This window comes from Pseudomonas sp. 05T35 (assembly GCF_056396605.1).
This window is the reverse complement of the sequence record NZ_JBFTLU010000146.1, coordinates 1-9,404: the sequence shown is the minus strand read 5'-3', so window position 1 is coordinate 9,404 and position 9,404 is coordinate 1. Positions and strand designations below refer to the sequence as shown.

At 58.0% G+C, this 9,404-nt stretch carries 6 protein-coding genes and 1 pseudogene; 1 reads left to right on the top strand and 6 read right to left on the bottom strand.

Annotated features, from left to right (window positions below):
- The coding region (locus tag AC1DH9_RS13570) for an MFS transporter (RefSeq protein WP_477808288.1) at positions 1 to 736 on the top strand (736 nt) is incomplete at its 5' end.
- 1,366 nt (positions 737 to 2,102) lie between these two features.
- On the opposite strand, the gene AC1DH9_RS13565 is transcribed toward AC1DH9_RS13570, so the two are convergent.
- From AC1DH9_RS13565 to AC1DH9_RS13540, 6 genes and pseudogenes are all read right to left on the bottom strand, one after another.
- Positions 2,103 to 2,873: a class I SAM-dependent methyltransferase gene (locus AC1DH9_RS13565; protein ID WP_427538356.1), complete on the bottom strand. Its 771-nt coding sequence runs from the start codon at positions 2,871 to 2,873 to the stop codon at positions 2,103 to 2,105.
- A gap of 231 nt (positions 2,874 to 3,104) precedes the next feature.
- Positions 3,105 to 4,160, bottom strand: a complete 1,056-nt coding sequence (locus AC1DH9_RS13560) for a hypothetical protein (RefSeq protein ID WP_427538359.1) — start codon at positions 4,158 to 4,160, stop codon at positions 3,105 to 3,107.
- A 34-nt stretch (positions 4,161 to 4,194) separates the two neighbouring features.
- Positions 4,195 to 6,003 (bottom strand): hypothetical protein, encoded by a 1,809-nt coding sequence (locus tag AC1DH9_RS13555; protein WP_427538362.1) that lies wholly within the window; start codon positions 6,001 to 6,003, stop codon positions 4,195 to 4,197.
- Positions 6,004 to 6,006: 3 nt separating this feature from the next.
- Positions 6,007 to 7,317: a hypothetical protein gene (locus AC1DH9_RS13550; protein ID WP_427538365.1), complete on the bottom strand. Its 1,311-nt coding sequence runs from the start codon at positions 7,315 to 7,317 to the stop codon at positions 6,007 to 6,009.
- Between the two features lie 19 nt (positions 7,318 to 7,336).
- Complete coding sequence (locus tag AC1DH9_RS13545; RefSeq protein ID WP_427538368.1) at positions 7,337 to 8,257, bottom strand: hypothetical protein; 921 nt, start codon at positions 8,255 to 8,257, stop codon at positions 7,337 to 7,339.
- A gap of 78 nt (positions 8,258 to 8,335) precedes the next feature.
- Positions 8,336 to 9,404 (bottom strand): annotated as a pseudogene (locus AC1DH9_RS13540) (hypothetical protein); the annotation flags it as partial.

Below are 9,404 nucleotides of genomic sequence, written 5' to 3'. Positions count from 1 at the left end.
CCTTCCATCCTGGGCCTCGGGCCTGCCAGTGACTTTAAGCCAGCTGGGTTATTGCTTGGGGTTATTACTGATCGCGCCGCTGGGTGACCGACTGGAGAATCGCCACTTGTTGATGACGACACTGGCAGTGGCTGCCCTGGCGTTGATGGGGGCGGGGCTGGCGGCCAATGGCGCGACCTTTTTTCTGGCGTGCCTGTGCATCGGTGCTTCGGCAATTGCGGTGCAACTGATCGTCGTATTGGCGGCTTCGATGGTGGTGGCGCAGCGGCGCGGCGTTGTTGTCGGACGCGTGACCGCCGGCCTTTTATCAGGCATCTTGTTGGCATGGCCGGTGGCGAGCCTGGTCGACGAATTGCTGGATTGGCGCGTAGTGTTTTTGGGCGATGGGCTTCTGATCACCATGCTGGCGCTAGCTCTGCGATGGACACTGCCCCATCGCCAGCCAGTCGAGATGCTGACCTATCCTGCACTGATCGGCTCGTTGTGGCCCCTGTGGCGTCGTCACTCAGAACTACGGCGACGTGCCATCTGCCAGGCGTTGCTGTTCGGTGTATTCAGCCTGTTCTGGGTCAGTGCCCCCCAAATACTGCGCAGCCACTATGGTCTCGACAGCATCGCACTGGCAATGTTTGGTCTTGTAGGCGTCGGTGGTGCCCTAGCGGCTCCACTGGCCGGCTGGCTGGCAGACCCGTGGGCATGCCCGCTCAACCGCTTTGATCGGCAGCCTAATAGTTAGCGTTAGTTGCCTCGGCTGGGCGACTAAGGATTCGGTGCCGATACTAACGGTCTGTGCGTTTTGCATCAGTGCGGGCGTACAGGCTTGCCATGTAATTTCCCAGCGTCGAGTCATGTCTCTCGATCTACAAGCGTCTAATCGTTTAAACAGCCTATATATCGCCACATTTTTTATCGGCGGTGCTGCGGGCTCTGCCAGTGCCTCACCGCTGTTTTTAAGCGGATGGTACTGGCCAGGGGCGGTGGGTGGCGTATCAGCATCGTTGGGCTTTGTATTGTGCCTCTGGCTCAGCCGCTGATCGCCACCCGTCAAACTAATCAGTGCGCCAACGGCAATTTTGGGAAGTGCTCCTCTAGAACGTCGGGGCGGTAACCGGCAGCATCAAACAGTTTCATAGGTCTGCCCTAATGGCGTGGTGTGTTCGATGAGAACATGCTGAGAGAGGGCAGGGTGTGCCAGACGCCGTCAGATGCGGAATTTCACGTTCCTGATCTGAGGTTCTGGCGGTCGCTCAGGAATGGACCGCTATGCGAGCAGTCTGGCAGAACTGGTTTATCTGGAACGTCTTACCAATTTGAACTGCCAACAGACAGATCAGCGTCGGCCGGGTCGTTGACGCTCACTGCGCCAGTATTACCGTCGTGGCTGATGTACGGGTAGTTTCCTGTCGGTGGAACTGGAAAATCCTGTTCGTTTCCGTAGTCAAATATCCTGCTTTGTCCAAGGTGGTCCGTAATTTTCCAGGCTCCCATAATCACGCCTCCATCGGACGTGTACTGGATTTGCGCCGTAGGATACCCATCCAGGCAATAGAGGTGAGTCTAAAATCGTCAGGTGGGAGTCACTTTTTAAAGAGTTGCACTCGTTGGATTCAGAAAAATACGATAATTGCTTAAAGCTTCTCCTCGATACCAATATTAAATTTTCAGCTGATAACGTCATAGAAGATACGCTTGACTCTTCATTGGTATATTTACTTTCAGATGCAAAGAGTGAGTACGACTACGGTGTTCGCTTGAAGCAAAACCTTCTTGAGAAATTTTGTACATTTTCCAATTCACTGGGAAATGCCGAGAGCTATTGTTCAGTGCTGAAGTATTTTGTTGAATCTGTCAGACGGTCTGATGCCCACAACTATTACATAATGGAAGCAGGGAATTGATAATGATGGATAACAATAGGTATGCACACGGACGATACCCAATGCTGAGTGAAATATTAAATAGTGAAAAGATAATGGAGTCCAATCCACGTGAACTTTGGAGCCTGACGATAAGCTGAAATCTTTTCGCTTTAGGAGGGCTGTAGTGCCCGCAGCCCCTAATGCGTCCAGTAACGCTCTAACTCAACGTAATTATTCTGTCAGTCAATCTAAACGGCGACATAGGTAGGCTTGGGTTTGATACGGGAACTCAATAGTTTCACGCCCGCGCAAGGACGGATGGGTTTGGATCAGGCTCTGCAACTGCTCGTTAACTTTCGCCTTCTCGGCGGGAGGTAGAGCGGCGATGAAGCTCACCGACAGGAAGCGGTCAATGATGACATTCTTGGCACTTCCTGCATGCGTGTATTGAAAGCAGGTCAGTTCGGGGGTAGAGAAGTAGTACCCTGTGAATGGCAATCGCCAGTCCCCGGTATGGAAGCGTGGAGTATCGCCTTCGTACGGACTAATGATGTCAGTGATGGCCGCCACCCAGTCCACCGACTCATCGCGTACGTTCCAGATCAGTCCTAGTCGGCCATTTGGTTTGAGCACTCTGTGAATCTCGGCGAGAGCCGTTTCATTCGCAAACCAATGGAAGGCTTGGGCGCATATCACTGCCTCCGCTGCTCCAGATCCGAACGGAATAGATTCGGCCGTTCCCTCCAGGATCCTGATGTCCGGTAGATTATTGACAAACTCGGTTCGCATGGCCTCGACAGGCTCGACTGCAACGACATCGATCTCCATGGATTTCAACATTCGAGTGAATTTGCCGGTGCCGGCCCCTAAATCAATGACCGTCGATCCTGGATGGATGTCTAGTGCTTCTCTTAGCCATGTATGTAGTTCTATTGGATAGCTCGGTCGACCCTTGGCATAGGTATTGGCTTGCGCTGAGAAACCGAGCTGAGCAGTCTTTTGAATACCTGCCATGAGTAGCGACCCTCGTTGTGAATGTAGTGGAGCTTAGCTGGTGCAAAGTGTTTTGTGTGCAACCAGATTTCTCGGTTTGGGCAAGAATCAAACTTCAACGGAAATTGCTGCGCGGCGCACTATGCTTATTTCTCTAAGGAACATGGAGCTCAGGTATGGCCATTTATGAGGAAGTGCTGGAGTGGGCGGGAAGGTTGCCACTATGGCGTCAGGATGCCAGGCGCGTGCTTTTCAGAGCTGCACCCGGCGGAGTCTGCCGCTCAACGGGACGACGTTGTTGTCTGGCGTGGGCAGTGGCCGGCCTGCTAATCCCATGCCTTCGCTCACCAGTACCGCATCCTGTAACAGGCACAGGTTGGACGGGGTATCCAGGCCCCGGGCGAGCACGGTGACTTGGGCTGTTTGCAGGTTGCAGCTCAGCAGTCGACCGGTGAATCGGCTAAAGCCTCCATGGAGTGGTTCGCCGTTCCAGTCCGGTGGTAAGGGTTGCTGCAGGCGGTCGCAGAGTTCCAGGACCAGCACGTTCCCCTTCGGACACAACGCCAGTCCGGTGGGCAGTTGCAGGCCGCGAATCAGGATGTCGATCTGCCCGCTGGCCGGCCAGACCCGAATCACCTGGCCTGCCTTGTCGGAAAAGTCGATGCCCTTGCGCGTCGGGTCGCCTTGTAGTTCTCCGGAGAACAGGCTGATCAGCACGGCGTCTGTCGCCGGTTCGTACACCAGAGTCACGGGAACGGCTTCCTGGCCCTGGTCCAGTTCGGGCAGTTGGACCAGCACGCGCTCGTCCTGGCCGGTCGTGAACTCCACCAACTGATTGGTATCGGGTTTGACGGCCAGCCAACTGCGGCGGGTCGGGTGGTAACACAGCGCATTCAGATTGCCATGGCTGTGAAATACCGGCTCAGGCGGGGTGTATTGCAGGTCCAGCAGTTTGGAACCTTCGACGTAATCGGTCTGGCTGACCAGACAGCGCCCGTCACCGCGGGCGATGTCCGACAGTCCCATGATTTCATCGCGCAGCATGCGGGCCTGCATGTTCATGGCGCGAAAACCTTGCGCGAGTATTTCGCCGGGCAGGTAGGTGCCGGGCTTGTGTGGATCCGGTCGCAGTCGACTGATACGGCCGCTGAAGGGCTGGTCCGGCAGGCCGGAGCCGGCTTCGGTCAGCAGCAGGCTGCCATCGGCCTGCACACAAACGCCCCGAGGGTTAAGCAAGCCTTCGGCGATGATCGTACTCGGGCGCAGGGTTTCGCGCGGCTGCTCAGGAATATGAAGGGGAACGGGCATAGGGCTTCTCTCCATGGACAAGGGATGGACGCGGTTACTGCGGCGGTTGCCACGGTTCGCCGGTGAGATAGGCCCGGAGCAGCGCCCGCTGGCAGGGCGACATCGAGCGCACCACGGGCATGAACAGGGTGGTGCCTTTGTAGGCGTCCGAGGTTCGGGCGAGGATGGGGTTCTTGGCGGCCATGATCGCGTCGGGCTGATTGAGCGGGATGTAGCGCGACATGGCGGGGAAGGCCAGGTAATGAAAACGCAGGACGTTCGGATACATCAGCGGCCAGGTGATGGTAGTGCCCTTGGGGATGCCGAAGTCGGTCTGTGCGTATTTGCGAAAGCTGGTGAAGTAGCCACCGCTTGCAAGACCGTTGACTGTGTAAGTCAGCGCGACAAAACCCGCCTGGGCCGCAGTGCCCGGCTTGAGGGTGACGGGGAAACTGACGTCGAGCTGGCCGGCGTTGATGGTCAGCGAGTCAGGAAACTCGAGGAAATTCCAGTACTTCGGATTTTTGTATACCGCAGGGGCACCGGCCTTCAGGTCGATTTCGGTGGCACTGGTGACCGGTCCACCCAGATACCTGACTTGCAGGGTGATCGACAGGCCATTGGGGTAGTCCTCCAGATACACGTTGCGCTGATCGGCATACACCCGATAGGTCGATTCGATTGCGTGCAGCGTGGTTTCGGAAACTGTATTGGGTGCGTTGATGGCCAGCGCTGTGGTCCGCACCGCTTGCTGCTGAGTGGCACTCAAGGGCAGGTCGACGATGCCGCCATACACGTAGTAGTCAAACAACGGGCTGCTTGCCGGGTCGAGGGTGGTCAGGGTGGTGGTGCCGGCGCTGATCGTGACGGGGCCGTAATCCGCGTTGGGCCCGATGGGGCTGGTGATGTCGTCCCTGACGGCCCTGAAGGTTTGCTTCGGGATGACGTTCACCATGTCGATGCTCAGGATGCCGCTGTCGCCCAGATCGGCATAGCCCGTGCTCTTGACGCTCTGGTTGACCAGTTGCCGGCCCGGCTGGCAGTTCAGCGGCTCATCGTCGAAGGCCGGGGCCAGCGTCCCGATGACCCGACCGATGCTCGGGTTAGGGGTGTATTTACCGGCGGCGTAATCGGCGTCCAGTTGCTCGGTGGTCATCGTGGGGCACATCTCGAACATGACGAAACGCAGGACGATGCCGGTTGCGCCCGGCGCCTGGATGATCGACCGCAGGCCGCTACTGTTCTGGTTCCAGCTGACAATACTGCTCAGGGGAAAGGTCAACTGAAATGTGCCGCTGGCATGGAAGGAACCGGGCGCATCCATGCTCTCTGGCTCCAGCACCCGTGTCTTGACATCCAGACTGCTGCAGACTGTGTTAGCGCGGATCAGTAGCTGGATGTTGCTGTTGCCGCCAATTTGCAGACCGCCGACAAATATCTGGGTGGTGGTCGAGGAGGTAGGGTCCAGGTCCACCATCATCGGGCCGGAAACGGGCCCTTGTCCGGTCACCGGGTCCACCGAGCCGAGCAGATAGACCGGCTGGCCCACCATGTCGCCGGTGGTGCTGATGCTGCCCGGATTACCCTGGGAACTGATCAAGGCGTTCTGCATGTCGACGACGTGCTGCCCGTAGTGATTCCAGCCGCCGGCAGTGTAGTAGTCGCCCGTGGGCGCGTTGATCATGTTGTTCAACTGATCGTCGGTGTAAGACTGGGCTCCCGGCGCCAGGGTCGAGGTGGTCAGGTCGAAGAGCGGCCAGTGATCATTGCCGTCGTAAGGAATGGTGGGGGAGTTGTTCGGCAGGCTGACGTCCGTGCGGATGCCGCCCCAGAAATTCAGTCGTGGTCCATTGAGAATGCTCATGATCTATTCCTTGTCCTTGGTGGTTTTGCCGACAGGCGCATTGGCGAATTTGAACAGGTAGGAGAAATCGGACTTGTAGGGGCTCTTGACCGGCGTCGCCATGGAGTGGCAATTCATGCAACTGCTGTTGGGCTGGATGTAACTCTCCATGGTCACGTTGGCCGAGAGTGCCGGTGTCGGCTGGCCGAGTGGATTACTGGGGTTGTCCGGCATCAGCGGACGCTGGGTGGTGATGAGTTGGTAATACTTCAACACGCTTCTTTGCAGGCCCGGGTCGGTACGGTAATTGGTGTTGACGGCGTTGGTGACCTCGGCAATCGGGGTGACCCGGTTCAGCGGGTTCGGGGTCTGGAACGTGGTGCCGGGTTTGGGCACGCAGACCAGCTGTGTACCCTGAGTCTGCCAGTCGCACGGCGACTGGTTGAGGGTGACGACGGGCGCGGCGGGGTTGAAGTAAGAGTAGGTCATGCCGGCTGTTGGCTGATCGACCCATTGACCATGCACCAGCTCCTTGGGCGGAACGTTGTCGATCTGCTCGAAAGTCGACCAGATCCACTGCGGATAGCCGTTTACCTTGGTGATGATATGCAGGCCCACCAGGCCCAGGTAGGCTTCGGTGACACCGGTGCGCTGGCCCTGGTCGTTGAACGTGGCCACGCGCGCCAGCATGGTCAGGTAGCGGCTGGCATTGTCGTTGGGGGTGAGGATGCGCCAGCTCGACTTGACCTCGATGACCCCGTTGGGGAAGTTGATGTTATTGGCTTTGGAAACGATATCGGCGTTATAGAAACTGTTGTTGACGATGTAGTCGTAGGACGTCTCGTTGGCCGAGATGTCGTAGTAGGTCGGGTTACCCGCCTGGTCGATCAGCCAGCCGCCAACGGCCTGGTCGACGGCATTCACCTGGGTGCTGTTCTTCAGCGCGGCGATGTTGATGATGCCCAGGCTTTTGGCGGTCTGCGGGGTATTCCACGGGCCAGGATTGGCGCCCCTCGGCAGAAAGATTTCCTCCACGGTCTTGTAGGTCTGCCAGACGGTGTAGCCGGGATCCCCAGGCTGTTTGCTACAGTCGGGATCACCGCGCTGCCCGTTCTGTGCAGGCCAGTTCAAGGCGATGAACATCTGCCAGCTGTATTGATCGAACTGGTCCTGGCTGGCGGTGGCGGTCGGCGCAGTGCTGGGGGGCTGGCAACTCAGGTTGCTGGACTGCGTCGACGGCCTGACCTGTTCCCGGGCCAGGGCCTGCTCCTGGGGTAAGCCCGACAGACTGGCCAGGCCCACTGATATCACGCAGAGACGGAGTGTGGTTTTCATGGCGATCCTTCGTCGTTATTCAGGGTTTGCGCTGCATCAGCTTGTTCCACTGCGCCTTTTGGCCGTTGCTCTGTGACGCCGGTGGCTCGAACAATTGGCAGGGCGGCGGATTCGCCGGGCACATGGCGGCCACTCGCGCCCAGGTCTGGGCCGGGTCCGGTTTGGCGATGCGGAAATGGGTGTAGTTCTGGCTGACGATGGGCGCATTGGCGACGCTGGTGTCCCCCGAAAAAAAGAACGATTGGGGATGCCGATAGGGCGGTTGTCCCGTCGGCTTTTTGAAAAAGGCATAGCCGAACAGGATCGGACCTTGCGGTGATTCGAGGTCCAGCGCGTAGGCCTGCACGCTGCCATCGAGGTTTTTGCTGCGTTCGGCGCTGTAGGGCAGGTGCTGGATGAAGTCTTGCCGTGGCGGATGATTCATTGGCGAAAACATGCAACAGGCCGGCATGTCTTTGGGGCGGTCTTGCGGATAGGTCAGGAAGTACGCCTTGTTGCCCAGGGATACGAACGAGCAGGTGTAGTTGTTGTTCTTGATCGGGAAAATCGGCAGACAGTATTTTTCGTAGTGCTCCATCATGGCGCCGAAGCCGTCGCCATCCGCCGGTATATAGGCAGTGTCGTAGTAGCTGGTTCCGCGAGAAACGGTGTAGTCCGCCGGGGTCAGGGTGGTGGGTGGATTGCTGTAGGGCGGCGGGTTTTTCTCGTAGTTGTGCATCACCCGGTACATGGTCCAGTCGCTGATCCAGAACGCCGGGAAAAACGGATCGGAAGGCTCGCCCGGTGCTCGTGTGGCGATGCAGTTGCCGTTCTGTTCATTGCACCCCTTGGTGTTGTGCACCCCCATGGTGAAGTACACGGCGCCGTTGTCCTGGGCGAAAAGCGGCGGGCTGAACAGCAGGATCAGCAGCAATAACCGGTTCAAGAGGCTGGTTTTCATAAGTCACTCCTTCGAACTCGAAAATTCCCGGGTCACCCCGTGGGAGCGAGCTTGCTCCCACGGGGGGTAGCTCTACGGTCAGAGGTTGTTGTAATCGCTCATATTGAGTGTTTTGGGTGGATAGTTGCGCTTGACCAGCTTCTTGGCCCACAGCTCCAATATGGCGCGTCGGCTTTGCGACATGTCTCGGGTGATGGGCATCGCCAGCGTGCTTTCGTCCTGGTTCTCCTTGCTGATTAGAATGATCAACTGGTCGACGGCACCTTCCACGCGCGTGCGCGAATCGAGGGGCATGTACTTGTTCATGATGGGGTAGAGGTAATAGAAGGACTGCAGGACCTTCGGAAAGATGAAGGTGTTCCACAACTTTTCCGGGGCTTGCGTGGAGGTGCACATGCCGTTCCAGGTATCGATGAAGTCCTGTTGCAACTTCATGTCCAACGGCAGGACCCGCAGCGGCGCAAGGAAGTCGACGTAGGCCTGGCTGAGCGGGAAGCTGAAGGGGATGGCCGGGTCGTCGTCGCCCACCTTCACGAAGAAGCGCAGGGTGGGGAAGCCTGGCGCCACGCCTGTGTAGCCCAGCTCGGCGATGCCTTGGTCATTGGTGGTGATGACGGTATAGGAGCAAACCACCTTCGTTCCCTGATCGTCGTTCAGTGTGCCGGTGACTGTTTTGGCATTGTCCAGGGACAGGCAGGGACGCAGGTTGACTGCGATCGGTTTGCCGGAAACGAGGAAATCTTGATAGCCGATCGGGTTGCCGCTGGGTTTGGGCACGTCCTCCAAGGCGGTCAGTCGTCGGCCGCTGCCGGTGCTGCGGTAGTGGATGACCGGCTCAGCGTCGATGAACTGGGGCAGGTTGGCCGTGTTCTTTGCGCGGTCCGTCGGGTTGTCATAGAACAGGGTGAAGTTGGCCGTGTTGCTGAACGCCAGATAGTAGTCGCTGCTGGTCACCATGTAGGGGTTGCCATATTCGGCCACCCACAGTGTGGTGTTGGCGGCCGGCTGACCATTGTTCTGCACCATGATATGCAGTGTCTTGTGATCACCGACATCAATGAAGCTGCCGCTTTCGACCACCTCGGCGGTCCACGTCTGCTGGATGGCGGCGCGGGTGGGGGGAGCGCCGTTCTTGCCCAGCTGACGT